Genomic DNA, 15436 nt, shown 5'->3' with positions numbered 1-15436 from the left:
CTTTCTAAATATAAATTTAGTAGCTTATATACCCTATTACTTTCCCCATCATTATCTATTATACGATTGTTTTTCAATTTCCCTTCGTATTTAATACACTTCTTTCAAAATGTTTTTGCAATCGATATTCAGCAATCTGTTTAGTCCACTCGTTCAATAATTTACTTTCTGACTGGGAGACATCCAAGTTTATTGCGAATAAATCATTATCAAAAGTAATCAATTCTGCTTTTGAATCCTCACTCCATTTTGTCATCGGCATATCTGCAATAAGATCAGCTACGCCGGTTTCATTATACACATGGAGTTTCAAAGTCTTTTTATCGTTGAAATCGCGATTTTTTCTATAGTCTTTCTCCATTAAATATTGATGGAAGTAAGGAGCTGCTTCCTGAGGAGTGATGGGCTCAAGCCAATGATCTTCACCTTTTGAAAGTATATAAGTTAGTACAACCATCTTATAACTCTTATTCATCCCCGTTCTTTCCACTTCAATCAGCCAGTCTTTGTGATTTAGCCAAACATCTTGTTCCGTTTCATCCAATTCATCTGCATATGCCAGCAGACCGAACCAGCTCTTGAACTCTTGTTTCACAATCCTCGAATCGGTATTGGCATGCAAATGGAATTCTAAGTAAGTCGGTCTTCTGCCGAATTCCCGCTTTAGCTCTCTATAAGCCAAAACCACAGCTTCTTTTCTCGGAGCCCGCTTTTTGTTCAACTCTTTCAACAGGTCGATTACCTGAATATCTAAATTGAATTCGCATGCTGAAGGAACGAGCGGTTCGATTGGATTGCTGACACCGGCTTTTCCTGTTTTATCAAACACTGTCAGTTTCAGATCAGCATTCCGATAATTCCCGATGAAGTCAATGATCACACAATGTGATTTGTCGTCCGCAATACGCAGACCTCGTCCGATTTGCTGCGTATAAACCGTCAGCGATTCAGTCGGCCGAATAAACAAGAGCGTATCGACTCTCGGAATGTCGACTCCTTCATTGAACAAATCCACAGTGAATATGACTTCAAGTTCACCTGTATCCAGCCGCGCTCGTGCCGCTTTCCGTTGATCAGGCGGCGAACCGCCATGCAGTGCAATAGCCCGAACTCCGTTCTTTCTGTAAAACTCACTCATATAAATCGCTTGTCTGACAGACGAACAAAAGACGATCGTTCTCGTTTGCTTATGCTGCTGCCAGGCTGCCAGAATCTTGCCGGCGAAATCTTCCTGGAGCTGAACCTGCATCAGTTCTTCTTCATCGTACCGGGTGCCTAACCAGCGGATAGCCGAGTAGTCAGTATCATCATAGACACCGTAATACTGAAACGGCGAAAGCCAATTCCGTTCGATGGCGTCCAGAAAGTGAATCGAAATCGCCACATTGCCATTACATAACGCATAGACATCTTTATTGTCCATGCGGTCTGGCGTTGCTGTTATACCTAACAAAAACTTAGGTTCGAAGTGATTCAGCAGCCGTTCGTAGGTTGGAGCTGCCGCATGGTGAAACTCATCCACTACAATCAAATCAAAAGCATCTGGTTCAAAACGATCCAAGTGATATTGGCTGCCCAATGTATAAATAGAAGCAAAGATAAAATCCGCATCTGTTTCTTTCTCCGAAGCGTTATAAAAAGCATTGGTTCTATCCCGGTGCACATGCTGAAACGACTGCTTCGCCTGGAACAGTATTTCTTCCCGGTGCGCAACAAATAAAACCCGCTTGAATTTCTCTGCAAAAAAAGCGGCGAGATAAGTTTTTCCGAGTCCAGTAGCTAAAACGACCATTGCCCGGCTGTACTCTTCATCCATAGCATTTTCCAAAGCTTCTAGCGCTTCCTGCTGAGCAGGTCTCGGAGATATTTCTTTAGTATATGGTGCAGGCGGATCGCTTATTTCCTGCGGCTGCGCTGGGCCTACCGTCATTTCGACTTCTTCAGCTTCGGACCATACAGGACTGATCGGTCGCTTAATATTGGCGTTCTTATGTAATTCGGTATATTCATCAAGAGTCTCACGATTCAGCGGAATTGTCTGTTCACCGTAAAAATAAGTATGAAACTGCTTTACAGCTTCTTCAAAAACTTCATTGTCCACTGAAGTCGGAGCAATCAAATTCCACTCCACTCCGCGTGTTAACGCAGAAGCGGAAAGATTTGAAGAACCTACGATCAAATGAGAATTTTCAGTTCCGCGAAACAGATAAGATTTCGGATGAAATGAAACTCCCCCGCTTTTCCAGAGACGCACTTCTGCCTCGGGCAATTGTTTCAGCAACAGTTCCAGCGCACCGGGTTGCGTAACAAATAAATAATCTCCAACCAGCAATTTAATCGGTACTTTTCGGGCAGCGGCTTCTTGAAGAAACGGTAGGATCAAGTTGATGCCGGATTTCATCGCAAAAGCCGTAATCCAGTGTATCTCAACTGCTTCTTTTGAAAGATTCTTCAAATGGCCGACAAGTTCAGAAGTAACTAATTCAAGCTTAGTCATCCTTAACCTCGATCAGGAAAATTCTTTTATTAAACCCACCACGCTTTTCGGCTTTAGCCCGGCGAACTTCTTCCAGCTGTTCAATAGTAGCGCCATGTATTTTTACAGCGGCATGTATGAGTTCAAGAATGTCAGCCAGTTCTTCAACTGCTTCTTCGTTTGTTGTTGCTTCCTGATACTCTTCGAGTTCTTCATTCATTTTTTTCTTAACTTCGACCATATATTCTTCTTTCGAGAGAACTCGAGTAGAGAATTGTTTATTGGTTTTCTCGATTACTTGAGGGATGTTGTCTCGGACGAGTTTGTTGTAAACAGGCACTTTACTTCCTCTTTTCTTAAAGTATTTTTCCACTTAATATAGGGTATACATATAAAGAACGATAAACTTTACTTCTTTAAAGCTTTTCAAATAACCTACAGAAAGGGAAAAAATAATTATTGCATTTTGTAGAACTATATAATTTCCCTTAAGTTAATAATATAAAACACAGTAATAATTCTAATATATTTTCTAATTATCTTCTCATTAATTAAAGAGTCTCTACATTGATGTTTAATACATGCTTTAATAATATTTCCAACCTCGAATTATTTATAAAATTGTGGGGTGCTATGAAATGGAGTTTAAAAATGTATCAGAAAGTCGATCCCAAAATATGAAAGCTATAAAATCTATATCAAAGTTAGAAGATCAAATTTCTAAATCATTATGGAATAAAGGCATTCGATATAGGCGAAACGTAAAAAACCTTTACGGAAAACCAGACTTTTCAATAAAAAAATATAAAATAGTTATTTTCATTGATTCCTGTTTCTGGCACGCATGTCCCATTCACGGGAACAAACCTAAAAATAATAAAATGTATTGGGAGAATAAGTTACAAAGAAACATATTAAGAGATCAAGCAGTCACCGATTTTTACAAAAGTAGAGAATGGAAAATTTTAAGAATCTGGGAACACGATTTTAAAAATGATTATGATAATACGATAAAAAAAATCGTGCATTACATTCAAGACGTAAAAAGGGCGAATAAAAATCAATGATTTATTTACATTATAGACTTATAATTCCATAAAATGTATTATTAAAACTAATAGTACAGTTTGAAAGGAGTTCCGGTGTGGAAAGACTTCATAGAGAGATTTTATTAAAATTTAATCACCTTAAAGGCGAAGTTTTAATTGGCAAAAAAAGAATTAAAGGAATGTCAAAAGGAGAAACCTTGCCGGCAGACAGCTTTGTTTCTGGGCCCCATATACTGCATGATTTAATTCGAGGGTTTTACAAACCTAAAGGCAAACCTTATGTTCTTTCATACCAAGCTACTGAATTAAATGAAAATTATGGAAGACAAATTGAATGGGACGTCACTGGAGAAACCTTTAGCAAAATTAACATGCTTCCGCCAAATAAAGAAAAAGACAATAGAAAAGTAAGTGATATTGCAGCAGCTAGGTACAATTTAGAAAATCAAATTCCCATCGGTATTTTACATCGTCAAAATAAAGGGTTAAATAAAATTTTAGGACTCGGACTAATTGTTTCAGAAAATGAAAACGGAGTATTTTTAATCGAGCCTTATGATGTTAAAAATCTACATTAAAAAGCTCCTGACGGTAATGTCAGGAGCTTTTCAGTCAGTTAATACCCGCTGTTGCCATGGGCAATACTTCTTTTTTTATATCCTCGTTTACAGGCTTCTCAACTTTTATACCTAAAGTCACTAATACGCTTTCTGCTATATGTCTCGCTAACAAAGGAGGTACTGCATTACCAATTTGCTGATATTGCTGGTCTTTACTTCCTTTAAAAATATATGAATCTTGAAAAGACTGTAGTCTTGCTGCTTCTCGAATGCTTAAAGCTCTATCTTGGCTAGGGTGAATCCACATTGACTTTCTCACATTTATTACAGTATCAGAGGCCATATTATAACTAAGTCTCTTATAGATTGTATTTTGAGTTCTTGAGTGATCACTGTAAGAAGTTTTAAGAGAATCATCTAAGTCATGAAAATTCTGGCCTTCTTTTAAAACTTTAAAACGATTTAATGCTGCATCAGTACTCTCTGTCATTACATGGTTATAAATTATTTTACCGCTAAGATTATTAAGATACTTATTCAAGTTATTATTTAACTTTATTTTATTTTTTCTTATAATTTCAGCGTTCTTCATATCAGTAGCAGGTGTTTCATATTCGAGATCTGAAATAGCATCATGAATTGTATAGTAATCACCTTTTTCGCGGAATAGAGGTTCAGGTATTGCCACTTTTGAAGTTTCCATTTTCCCTTTCATTACTCCAATTAAAATTAAACGTCTCCTAATTTGCGGAACGCCATATTCTGCCGCATTAAAAATATGCTTTTCTTCGTTAATCTCATACCCCAAGCTTTTCAGCTTTGAAATTAAAAACTCAAATACATTATATGTGAATAACTCAATACCAACATTTCCTTCAAAGGCATATAATTCACTAAAAACTATATTATTTTCAATAATTTCTTGAAATTTTCTTAGTAGTTTTTGGTTTTCTATGATCCTCTTCAAAGAAATATATAATTCATCGTAATCATTATTTTTAGCAATTAAATTATTTCCTATCACTTTTCCAAGTCTATTCCATTCAGCCTTATATAATTGATGCCAATAAACTTCGTGATAGGAATCCCAATTAATTAAATATTTCTTTAAGAGAGTGGAATTGTTCGCTTTTTGAAAAAAATCATTAACTTTATTAAAATTATTCACTTTTAATAATCTATAAATCGTATTTAATTTTGAAAAGACATCTCCGTTAAGAATATACATAGAAAGATCTGAACTTTTTTGTTCATTAAGGTTGATAATAAAAGTTTTCATATCATCAAACAGCTCTGTCTCTTCTCCAATATTTATCCTTTCTCTACTAATGTTTACGTTTAAAACATCTAATTTTTCTATGGAATCTAAAGAAGTTAAATAAAATTTATGAATTTTCGAATTCATATTTTTCACGTTTTCCATCACAAATGCAGTAGGTCGAATCTCTTCTATTGCACGAATATACTCTTTAATTAATTGGTTATTATTTGAAATAAGACTGTTTTTTTGTCTATTAGCATTTGAAAACCCTTGGCATGGCGGACCACCAATTATCACATCAACCTTTTCGTATTCTTCTTTTAAATCTCCATTAGATTTAGTGAAGCAAACTTTTGTAATATCTTCTTCTACTTCAACATTTTCATGATTAGCTCTATACGTCAGTCTTGCTGCATCATTAAGTTCTATAGCTTTTTTCACTTTAAATTGATTCGTCTGTTCAAAGCCATTACTAAGGCCACCAGCTCCAGCGAATAAGTCTAATACATTTAGCTTTCTCATCTAGTGTCACCTCTCAAAAGAGAAATCTCTTTTATTCTTTTCAATCAGATAATTATATCATCATCTTAATGGATAACACCATTTTTATTCTAAATAATCGAACGTTTGTTTTAGAGCAGAATAGAAAAAGCGATCACTTTAGGAAGCGACCGCCACATATTTAATAAGATTAAAATTTTAAACTGTCTAATACCAACATGCCTTCTTCAGAGGCTTGTTTTAGCAGTTTATACAAAATAACACTCTGTTTTTCGGACGGATAATTCATTTTTCCAGTAACCCATTTCTTCAAAATATCAAGTTGAGTATAATTAATTTCTCCACCTTTTCCATTTTTATAATAGTCATAAACTTCAGCCCAAATTTCCATTTCGGTTTTAAAAACATAGATTTGCATTTCCGCCTCAGTTACTAGTTTCTTTTCCTTTTTGTCTTGCTTCTTAATATATTTTTCCTCTTCTTTATCTAGAAGCATTTTTGCATTAAGTTTGATCGGAACCTGCAATTCTTTTACAACTTTCCAACATGCATCCTTTTTACACCATTGAGTAATATTAGCTGATCCTTCTGATGGGTTAGTAATAGAGTCATGAACTGCTTTGCTAATTGCTTCTATTGCTTTATACAAATCTTTAGGCAGCTCTTGCATCTCCCATATAAGGTGGAAATTTAAATACTTCCCTTGCTTTTCTATGATATAAGACAAGTAAGCTACAGTATAGGTCACAATTTGAGCACGAAAGGCATTTTCATACCAATTTGCATTAGATACGATTTTTTCAGTGCTTCTGAAAAGTATAACCCTTGAAACTGCATCTTTAAAAAAGCTTTCTGTGATGGCTTTGTTATCCTTCTCAATTTGTGACGTTATTTGATCTGCAAAGTATGAAAAGCTGAATTGGGCACCTTTAGATACTACTTGCGGTTTTTGCATCCAAGAGTTTTCGCTTTTAGCCAAAAATGTTTTATCTAACATTTGATTCTTAGGATTTTCAAGCTGGAACTTAGTCTTTCCTGCTTTAGTTAAATATGCTTGTTCGTTTAGATATTCTCCTCTTACCCTTTCATAGAACCAGTGTGTTCTTCTTTGGGCACCATTTGTTGCAGCCACCCATATCCTCTTCGAATAATCTTTCATTTCTATATGAAACGGACTATTAGAAAAGAAATCTGATTTGTTAACCTTATTTTGTGTATTAGCATACTCTGATATTTTTGAAACAAAAGTACCTTGATCTTCATTTTGCTTTACTACAGTCAACTTCATTTGAACTGTAATATCAGAGATGTCTCTTTTCAGATTTTTTTTCGAGGCATAAATTGCCGAAGTTGTTTGTCCTCCATTTACTATTTGCAAATTCTTAATTTTAACTATATTACCTGTTTCATCTGCTTCTACGTCAGTCGCAGTGGCTGTAATACCATTATTATAAGCAAAAAACATTTCCGGTTGATACTCTATAGTGTTTTTGATGCCTTTATTTACTTTTCCTTTAAACTGCAAAAAGGTTCTAACGTTTTGTTCGAAAAGTTTTTGCCCGTACTTTTCATATATTTCCACAAGCTGTTCTCCACTTATTACTGACAAATATGAGTTGTATGAATCAGAAGAATCCTTTATTTTCAACGAAGGCAAACAAGTTTGTACTTCAATTTCACCGCTGGCACTTTTAGATAGATAAGTTTGATAGAAATATTCAATATCAATAACTCTAAACTCCACAGGTATATCATTTATAACTTCTGATTCAATTACAGAAAGGTTTTTCGTTGCTTTTCCGTCAGAAATAAGGATAAACTTTATTTTTTCAATTTGTCCTTTTTCTAAAAACCGATTTAGATGATAGGTCATTTCATATGCTTCTGAAGTTTCTTCTAATTCATTTTGTAATCCAGTGATACATTTTTTCCAGTAACCTTTAAGTCTGTTAAACTTTGTTTTTATCTGACTTTTTGTTAATGTTTGTAATTCGTCTTCTTGAAAAAAGTGATGCACTAAAAGAGATAAAACTTGCCTCTCTTCATCATAATCATACCCATGAACTTCTATTCCTGTTTTTATATATTCAGCAGCAGTATAGTTATTCGTAAGATCTCCGATTTCAACTAATTCTTCACAACAAATTTCAAAAAAAGCTTGAGGTTTTAGAAGGCCGCGACTTTCAGATTCAGAGAGAATAGTTTGTAAGAAGTTCTCGTGAAAATCAGTAATACTAATCATAGCAACTCTTCTTTCAAAGTTTTATAGTATTCAACTTCAAATGCGGCCAACCTTGATAAATCCAATTGGTAATTGACAGTAACAATTCTTTGATCCACTTGAGATGGAATAAGCCGAGGAAAACTTTCAGAAACTTGAAAAGTCTTTCTTTTATCAACCTGAAAACTTTCTAGCTCGGGATTTAACTCCGCTATATAGCCATATTGAATTAATTTGCTCTCGAATGCTTCCAAAATTGAAGGAGCATCATAAAATAATTCAGACTTCATATCATTTATATATTCTTCTAATGTAACTCCATTTGAGGATGGAGATAGATTATAAAAGACTAAAAAGAACTTATCTTTATTGCTGCTTAATTGGCCTAGCGAGGAAATCATCGCGAATTCTCCTCTAGAAGTTTTTGAAGATTTAACTTCTATTACAGTATCATCTAACAGAAAATCTTGCTTATCTAACTCAGGTCCTGTCCAGGACTGGACAGCACCTGTAACCCCGAGTGCAGGAACTAGTATTTCTTTTAAACATAAAAGTTCTCCTAATAAACCCATTTGTTGTTCAACAGTTAAAGTTTTTCTTCCTGCCGACTTCAGCATCTGTTGCCATTTCTTTAGTCTTACATCAATCACACTCATCATTTTTTCTTCATCTGTATACTTAACTGTGACACGAATCAAATCCTCACATAAAGATCGAAACACCTCCCAGTCTTCATTGCTTTCTAAGAGTAAGAATAAATCTCCTCCATCCGACTTTAAACTTTTTGTTATAGTTATACCTTTAAGTTTTATAGCTTCTTCTTTAAAATTTGCAACACTTGCAGCGCTTATCCAAAAACCATATTTCCCATCTGTATCCCTTATCCAAAATATATTATGAGGAGTAGTCGGATTGGCTCTTCTTTGTGTCAAACGATCCATATTCTTCCATGGGTTCTCACTCTTCATCATCGAAGTCTGCCTCCTCATTCATTAATTGTTGCAGTTTAACAGTATTTACTTTATATTTAACTGGTTTTTTATGATCACTTACTCCGCCCGGAAAACTAATACCAAATGCTGCAACTTGTGAATCTTGTAAGTGATCTCCACTTTTATGGGGCTCTAATATATGTAACATCAGTAATGGCTTTTTCAAATGTGCTCTAATATCTTTCCTCTTATTTCCTATATTTTTCTTAACATCTTCTTCTAAAGCTATTTTTTCTGCAGTTCCAGAAGAAACTTGACGATGATCTATTTCAAAATAATCGTCTTTTGCGTGAAATATCCGCTTTTGCAGTGGGACAGATACACCTTCATGTTCGAAACAATTTTTACTATCACCACTATATAACGCTACATCCCAATCTAAATTAAATTCTTTCACATACTCATGAATAAAATTAATTGGCATTCGAGCATTAATACCTGTTGAATCATACGTATACGTTTTAAAATTGTGTAGGAATTCTTGAATGATAAAACGATTTACGTTTCTCCAAATATAAGATTTGCTTTTATCTGGTTTTTCAAAATTTATATTATTATTCTGCATTGTACTAATTATTGTTTTTATAGCTTGAATATTGTCATCAAGATTTGCCTGGTCTTTACTAAGCCAACTTGTTTCCTTTAATTGCCCATCCAAACTCATCTCAAAATAAACATCTTCTCCATGTTTTTGTTTGTTACGTGCAGTAACCTGAAGACCGCTGTCCGGATGTTGTCTTACCGCTAATCCAAAGTCACGCGGCGTCATTTTTCGTCTTCGCATTTCTTTTAAATCATCAATTAAGTCGTCAGTCGCTTCTATTATAGAAATAAATTTAGAAACAGTGTCAGAAGACATATAAATATAGCATAAATCCTCATAACCCATTCGGTATCCAAACCATCTTCCCATTTGCATTAAAGTGTCATAAAAGGCTGTATTTCTAAGAAAATAACTTACACTAAGACCTTCTAATGTAAAACCTCGAGACAGACTTGTTCCGCCAATTACAATTGCATTGGTAGCAACGTCATTTCTATATTGTAATGGAATTTTCGTCTTCGCATGAACCTCTCGAATAATCAATGTTTCAATTGTGTTTACCATACTGCTTAACACTTGATCCCAATTATGCTCATCTTCTTGGTGTTTATCAGCCCAAGTTTCTTTTAAGTCCCTAATATATGAGCTTTGAACATCTGCTCCATAAAGATTACCGTAAGTTATCACATCTTTTGTAAGTTTACTTACATAGTCTTCTACGTGTCCCCTTATATTCATATGCAAATTCGTAAATCGAGATGCATGTATAAGCATACTATTGTGCTTATCTCCCTGCCCACGTAGCGCCCTAATTGCTATATTGATTATGAATACTCTTACTGCTTCAATCATGCTATCTGGCAACTCTACTAAATCATGATCTTTTTTATGGTTAGAAGGAAGATAATCTCCAAAGTCATCAATTTCGATTATATGTTTTAAATTTGTTTTTAAAAAAATTTTTGTCGCACCAAAATAATTATCTGGTGCTTCCAATGCATATATAAAATCACTAGGAAATAAATCTTTCCCAGTTTCTTCAGTATCTACTTCATGATCTATAAGTATATTGGCGTAAGGGGTAGCTGTATAAGCAACGTAGGAACTTTTATTAAACAAATTAAGAAGTTCTCTAATTTTTTTATTTATAATAGTTGGATCTTCTTCTTGCTTCGTATTTATTGAAGCATAATCGGCCTCATCATCAATTAATAACATAGCATGGTCTGCAATTTGATTTTTATATTGAGATTTCAACCACTTTATAACGTTCTTTAAAGTACTTGAATTTTTTTTGATAACCAATATAACTGGAGCATTAATGTTATCAAAATTTAACCCTTGCGATAATCGGTCTGCATCTCTTTTATTGAAATCTTGATCTTCGGTCGTCAAACTAACCGGTTTTAGTTCTCTTCTTGTCCCACTTAGCTTCCCAACACCTATCGACTTCCCGGCTTTATCCCCTCCTACAAAAGAAGCGTTTATTCTTTCTTGAGTTTGATCTCGAAGATTATTCATTCCACCAGCTATTACAACTATAAATTTATACCCAGCATCAGCAGCTTTACAAAGCAATGCTGCATAGTTCCCAGTTTTCCCAGATTGTACATGCCCTACTACCATTCCATACCTGGAAAAGCTGTCAAATTCTATTGGGTTTTCTATGTTATCCATTACGATATCAGTATCCTCATTAATAGTTCTTACAACATTAGGTGGCATTGAATCCCCTAAGTAATTCTTATATCTATTCCAATAGTAGTTTTCATTATTTAACTTTTCTTTACTCGACCACCAAGTTGTATCTCTATTTTGTTGAGAAGTCCCCTGTACCAAAACACCGGCCTTCATCTCAACATTATAATGTGTTTCTAATTCTCTTATTACCCTTTCCCATTCGTTATTTTCTAAAGGCTTTAAATCTTCAACTGAAAGTAAGGTGGCTAAAGTATCCCACCCTATTTGATTAGCTGTCATTTTTAAAGTTTGTATTTCACTTTCAATTTTCCCTTCAGGTATTGTTTCATCTGTTTTGTTTAACTTACTCATTACAAAACCCTTGATAACTTGATAATTATTAATAGTCAAAACCAGTCACTCCTATAATTTATATTCCTTAAATAGTTCACTATTTAGCAGCTCTTTCAATAAATCCTGATCCAAGTCAGAAGTTTTTAATTTTGTTAAAATACCTTCAACTTCTTCTTTTGAAATCAAAGATTTTTGATTTACTTCATGAGGATTTTGTTGTAATTTAGATTGAATTGCATCTAGAGGCAAATATGCTTGAATGCCCTTTAAATAAGTATCTACTAGCTGTGCTCCTTCTTCATTAAGCTTCGACCGTATATGATTTAATAAAGGATGTTTATTATTTAAAACAAACCTAATTTCTCCATTTAACGGAGAAAGTTCCCAAAAACGATAAATATTTTTATCTTCAATTTTCCGTCCTCTACCCGTGTAGGGTCGAGAACCTCTTTCCGTAACTTGAGAAATTATCCTCTTTAAATCCCCTTTGATTTCTTCATTAGGACTTGCAGTAGATTTTTTTATGTCAATTCCCCAATACTGATCCTGATTATTTGGTATATCGATTTTAATTCTCACTAATTTATGGGCATCTATGGATTTATGTAGTTTCCACCATGTACCATGTATTAACAGTCTGTTTGCTCTATATAAATAAAATCCCTGAGATTTTGTATAGCCTTCATCGGTTGCATATCTTTCATACTCTGCTTGAGATACTTTTGAATGGTGCGGAAGAATATATGGTTGGACAATAATATCTTCGCCTTCAATTTTAATTTTTTCTGCCGGCATTTGTTGTGAAGCTGGGTGCTCCGGATTAAATGGATTAAATGGTTTTAGAGTGTTCTTATTTATACTTATTCTAAGTGGTTTTTTTCCTGGAGACTTTTCAAGGAATCTGTGAAAAACTAATGATAAGTGCTCACGAAGCTTTATTACTTCATTTGAAAAAGCCTTAGGTTCCACACCATCAATTTTTTCCCATATAACTAGAGTTCCAGATTTTTGTTGCAATAATTCTTTATATAAAGCGATTTTCTTTAATGAAGATTCTTTTGGCGTTAATAGTAACCATTTATTCTCTTTTGATATATAATCTAGATCCCATTGACGAGCGCTTATAGTACTGTCTTTTTTAGAAATAACAGTTAACTTTTTACACTGAGAAAATGATGCGGTTTTCAAACCCAATCCGTATTTTCCTAAATCTAACTTGTTTCTTTCAGAATGCGGACTTCTAGTAGCAAGCCTCATAGCTTCTACAAGTTCTTTCTTATTCATGCCCTGCCCATCGTCTAGTAGCGATAAACTCATTTCAGGGTTTGCTAAAGCCATTATTTCAATATTTTTAGCAGATGCTGTGATGCTGTTGTCTATTATATCCGCAATAGCAATCGAAAATGTATAACCCATATCCCTTAAGGAATTAATAAAGTTGCTGACATTTGGCTCAATTATTTCTGAATTCATATTAACCCTCTCTATAATATGTCATATTATTTAAAATAGTCTTAGTATATATTTTACAATATTTGCATAAATAAATATATAAACGATTTTAAAATACTAAAAAGAGAGAATAAATATATGGCTCACAGAAGATTAATAGAAATCTTCTATCGATAACTTATAATTGAACTAATTCCACATATATCTTTAAAAATTTTTGTTGCTTCCTCTTCGTTTTTTTTGTTAAGTAGCAAGTACACTTGTAAGCTGGGTTATATTTCTATATGCATTATCTTTCATCTCATATTCCCAGTAATTTTCTACCCTCATAACCCAGGAAACATAAAAGACTGCCAGCTACTAAAAAGCCGGCAGTCTTAAATTTTTTTACTTCTCTTCTCACTCTCCCCCAACCATATACCGCAGCAAATCCCCAAAAATGATCTTATCCGACAGCTTCAATTCTTCTCTCACTGTTTCCAGATAAGGTTCACAGGACTGCTCATCTATGGCCGCTCCGTTTTCTTTGGCGTAACAGACGTTATCTTTGTAGATATAATCGTCCGAGATGAAGCTGCCGTCCCGGAAAATGACGGGATGGTCGCTGTCCCGGGTGAACAGGTTATGGCCGAAGGAATAGCGGTTTTCGGTCTTGATGCCCATCAGATGGAGCAGGGTCGGGCGGATGTCGATTTCGCCGCCTTGGGTCGAGATGGTTTCGCCTTGCTGACCGGGAATGTGGATGATCAGCGGCACTTGCTTATGCTGCATCTGCGTGGTGATGGTGGCTTCCTCGCCGAGCAGCTGATTGAGTCCGGCTTCGTATTTTTCGGAAATGCCGTAATGGTCGCCGACGAGGACGAATACGGTGTCTTCGTATAGGCCTTCTTCTTTTAATTGTTCAAAAAAGGTCTCGAGTGATTTGTCCAGGTAGCGCACTGTGGTGACGTAGCGGTTCACGACGTCTTCATCCGTTGCCGCGGGGTCGATGAGCATGTCTTCTTCCTCCAGCAGGAACGGGAAATGGTTCGTCAAGGTGAGGAATTTGGCGTAATACGGTTCCGGCAGATTCTTCATATAGGCGGCGGACTGTTTGAAGAACGGAATGTCCTTCAAGCCGTAATTGACCGAATTCCCTTCGGTTACGTCGTAATCCTCTTTCGAGAAGTAACGGTCATAGCCGAGGCTTTCGTACATGACATTGCGGTTCCAGAACGTATCCACATTGCCGTGGAACGTGGCCGCATAATAATCCTCTTGTTCTTTCAGGATGTGCGGCAGGCTGTAGAAAGTGTTTTCCGGCCTTCTGACAAACACCGATCCGCTCGCCAGCGGATACAGGCTCGTGTCGATCATGAATTCCGCATCGGATGTTTTCCCCTGTGCCGTCTGGTCGTAGACTTGATCGAAATAAAAGCTGTCTTCAATCAAATCGTTCAGGAACGGCGTCACTTCTTCCCCGTTCACTTTTTGATTGATGACAAAGTCCTGCGTGGATTCGAGGCTGATCAGCACAATGTTTTTGCCTTCCGCCATCCCGTACAGATCGGTACGTCCGGGTTCTTTCTGCTGCAGGGATTCGATGGAAGCCACAGCTTCAGCTTCGGTCATCGTCAACCGCTGCAAAGGCGCTGAGATCCCGACCGCCAGATCGTAGACATGGTAATTCAGCGGTCCCAGCGACTTGACCACTTGTTCGCGGTCATAGGATTCCGAGAACAAATGAACGGATTTCACCAGCCCCAGGCCGATGGTCAACACGAGAAAAGCTGCGCCGACTGCGACATACTTCTTCCTCGTCTCTTTGGGGATCGTCAGCTCGAACCGCTGTTTCATCAGAAGCCAGCCAAGCACAAACAGATCCACGAACAGCAGAATATCCCAAAAACTCATCAATTCGACCGTGCTGGCGCTTAAGCCGCCGACGTTATCGAATTGGAACAGGATGGGTGCCGTCACGAAATCATTATAGAACCGGTAATAAAGAAGGTCGCCATAAAGAACACCGGTCCCGGCCACTGACAGCCCGAACAGGATCGCCGGCTTCACTTTGCCGCCAAAATAGAAACTGATGCCCATCACTAAAAGCAGCGCACCGATCGAACTGGTCAAGATCAGCGCAACGTCAAAAAAGGATTGGATGCTGAGGTTGAAGCCGATAAAACTGACGATGACCGTCTTCAGCCAAAGGGTGCCGGCGATCAGTAACGTAAGCTGGATGCCTGTTAAATTTTTAAATCGATTGTGCAGCATTTTCATATCAAATCAGCTCAACTTCGCTTTGTGATTATTTGCCGCCCGGGAAATACAGCGACTCGTTATGTATGTATTCGTTCTGAAAAGGTC

The 15436-nt window shown here is 36.2% G+C and carries 10 protein-coding genes; 2 read left to right on the top strand and 8 right to left on the bottom strand.

Features of this window, described 5'->3' with window-relative positions; all coding sequences use genetic code 11:
- Positions 1–73 precede the first annotated feature (73 nt).
- On the bottom strand, positions 74–2497 hold the full coding sequence (locus tag AC2Q9J_RS05715) for a DEAD/DEAH box helicase family protein (RefSeq protein WP_499037979.1): 2424 nt from the start codon (positions 2495–2497) through the stop codon (positions 74–76).
- Positions 2490–2816, bottom strand: coding sequence for a nucleoside triphosphate pyrophosphohydrolase (locus AC2Q9J_RS05710; RefSeq protein ID WP_499037977.1), 327 nt, complete (start codon positions 2814–2816; stop codon positions 2490–2492). Before AC2Q9J_RS05710 ends, AC2Q9J_RS05715 begins: the two co-directional genes overlap by 8 nt.
- Positions 2817–3114: 298 nt before the next feature.
- On the opposite strand from AC2Q9J_RS05710, the gene AC2Q9J_RS05705 reads away from it, so the two are divergent.
- Both AC2Q9J_RS05705 and AC2Q9J_RS05700 read left to right on the top strand, forming a co-directional pair.
- Entirely contained in the window at positions 3115–3543 is a 429-nt protein-coding gene (locus AC2Q9J_RS05705; protein WP_499037975.1) for a very short patch repair endonuclease, read from the top strand.
- 77 nt (positions 3544–3620) lie between these two features.
- Positions 3621–4103, top strand: a complete 483-nt coding sequence (locus AC2Q9J_RS05700) for a hypothetical protein (RefSeq protein ID WP_499037973.1) — start codon at positions 3621–3623, stop codon at positions 4101–4103.
- Between the two features lie 34 nt (positions 4104–4137).
- On the opposite strand, the gene AC2Q9J_RS05695 is transcribed toward AC2Q9J_RS05700, so the two are convergent.
- The 6 genes from AC2Q9J_RS05695 to AC2Q9J_RS05670 form a co-directional block, all read right to left on the bottom strand.
- On the bottom strand, positions 4138–5868 hold the full coding sequence (locus AC2Q9J_RS05695) for a DNA cytosine methyltransferase (RefSeq protein WP_499037971.1): 1731 nt from the start codon (positions 5866–5868) through the stop codon (positions 4138–4140).
- Between the two features lie 169 nt (positions 5869–6037).
- Positions 6038–8089, bottom strand: a complete 2052-nt coding sequence (locus AC2Q9J_RS05690; RefSeq protein WP_499037969.1) for an AIPR family protein — start codon at positions 8087–8089, stop codon at positions 6038–6040.
- On the bottom strand, positions 8086–9039 hold the full coding sequence (locus AC2Q9J_RS05685; protein WP_499037967.1) for a PD-(D/E)XK motif protein: 954 nt from the start codon (positions 9037–9039) through the stop codon (positions 8086–8088). The genes AC2Q9J_RS05690 and AC2Q9J_RS05685 overlap by 4 nt, the downstream gene beginning before the upstream one ends.
- Positions 9026–11695: a Z1 domain-containing protein gene (locus AC2Q9J_RS05680; RefSeq protein WP_499037965.1), complete on the bottom strand. Its 2670-nt coding sequence runs from the start codon at positions 11693–11695 to the stop codon at positions 9026–9028. The genes AC2Q9J_RS05685 and AC2Q9J_RS05680 overlap by 14 nt, the downstream gene beginning before the upstream one ends.
- 12 nt (positions 11696–11707) lie before the next feature.
- Entirely contained in the window at positions 11708–13111 is a 1404-nt protein-coding gene (locus AC2Q9J_RS05675; protein ID WP_499037963.1) for an ATP-binding protein, read from the bottom strand.
- Positions 13112–13489: 378 nt separating this feature from the next.
- Positions 13490–15349, bottom strand: a complete 1860-nt coding sequence (locus AC2Q9J_RS05670) for an LTA synthase family protein (protein WP_499037962.1) — start codon at positions 15347–15349, stop codon at positions 13490–13492.
- Positions 15350–15436 lie beyond the last annotated feature (87 nt).

This window comes from Planococcus sp. RAB007_Raresut, from assembly GCF_057369535.1.
The sequence above is the reverse complement of the archived record's forward strand: the minus strand, read 5'-3'. Positions and strand labels throughout refer to the sequence as shown.